The organism is Pseudomonas sp. 5Ae-yellow (genome assembly GCF_014077575.1).
GTDB classification, from domain to species: Bacteria; Pseudomonadota; Gammaproteobacteria; order Pseudomonadales; family Pseudomonadaceae; genus Halopseudomonas; species Halopseudomonas neustonica.
Map to the genome: position 1 here is coordinate 1 of NZ_JACGWE010000104.1, position 1,507 is coordinate 1,507.

Here is a 1,507-nt window from a genome sequence, read left to right on the forward strand (position 1 = left end):
TGCTCCTTGATAGCGCCGATGATCTGCTCTTCGGTGTATCGCGTCTTCTTCATATCGAGATCTCCATCTTGCTAGGTTAGCTGGAAATCTCATCGAGTTCATGGCGTGGAATTTGGGGGAAAGGTCACTGGAAACCCCGCGCCTGTCATTGCTTCATCTGTCCAAGAACTTGCCGTACCATAAATATCTTGAGTTGCATCAGCCACAAGAAGCATTTCGCCAGATTCGTTACACAATTTCCTGAGAACATTCCACCAGCTTGGGAAAAAATCTTGGCCTTCATCAACCAATATGGCATCAAATTTGTTAACCACTCCAGCCTCGTCTGAGTCAATGATTGATGAGACCAAATTTGGAAGGTCTGCATTCAAAACTTTATTGACATTTTCGCGCCAATCAAGATCCCTGTACTCTTCTTCGCAATCGTTTTCCTGGCAAATACGCTTACAGAGGAAATGAAAGTTTAACCACGTTATATCTTTTCTTGTTCGTCCTGATGACTGCGGCCATCGAACAGCAATATCCATCAGATAATGGAGAAGCGTGATGTTAAAGGTGACCACTAGGACACTCTTTCCTTCTCCCAGTAATTCAGCAGCTCTTGCTGCTAGAATTAACGACTTACCAGAACCCGCAGGGCCTTTAATTCGTCGATAACCTAATTTGGTTCTGGTTTTCACAAAAGAAAGCTGTGTGCTATCAAGCTCTAAAGGCTGCCTCTGCGATGAGGCAAAGTCCGGCTCCACAAGCCAGCTCCTCAAATCATTTGCAAGATCTTCAGTCATAAACTTTGAATAGGTTCTTTTACCCTCAGGAAAGACCAAGTCAAGTAGCCCCGACTGAATAGCATTCTTACCCGAGACAGGGTTGTAAGCTGGGTATTCGTCCATCTTTCTATAACTTAGACTAGATTTGAACAAATTATTTACTTCTGAGTCCGCAGCAAAAGGGAATATTACTCCTGCGGTTATTGCGGCAAAGCTTGCCTTGCCATCCAATCTTGGACAATAAAGCTCATGTAACTCTTCTTTGTATCGACGAATTTTCTCTATAGGGTTTTGATTTTGAAGCGAGAATCTTTCCCCATCTTTTTCGCCAATAAGAACAGGTGCCTTTCCTTCCCTTTCAATCACTTCATAGTGCATTGCATCAAGGTTCCAGTCTTTTACCTCAAACACTGCTATACCGGCGCGTGGGTGTAATATGACGAAATCAGGCCTTAATCCGTTTAAATGTGGTTGAACATATATTTCCCATTCAATCGGAAGGTGGGAATTAAAAAAATCAAATACTTGCCGTTCACCATTTGTAAGCGGCTGTCTTAATTTGTCGAATTGATCGATGGGCGGTGATACAAAACGCTTCAACTTTTAGATGCTCGGCGGCGGCAAAAACTGAGTGCAACACCTGACCTTTCCGGTACGGTGCTGCCCTATGTCTTATTCCGAACTCAGCGTTGAAGAGCGTGCCACCATTCAAGTTAGTCATGCCCAAGGCCTCAGCTTGC

Annotated in this window: 2 protein-coding genes; both read right to left on the reverse strand. The window is 44.0% G+C overall.

All coding sequences use genetic code 11. The annotated features are described in order from the left end of the window. Nucleotides 1-98 precede the first annotated feature (98 nt). Entirely contained in the window at nt 99-1,367 is a 1,269-nt protein-coding gene (locus tag H4J77_RS19415) for a nuclease-related domain-containing DEAD/DEAH box helicase (RefSeq protein WP_182250096.1), read from the reverse strand. After that, nucleotides 1,300-1,507, reverse strand: a 208-nt coding sequence (locus tag H4J77_RS20235) for a hypothetical protein (protein ID WP_310735019.1), incomplete at its 5' end; no start/stop codon positions are given. The genes H4J77_RS20235 and H4J77_RS19415, both read right to left, overlap by 68 nt.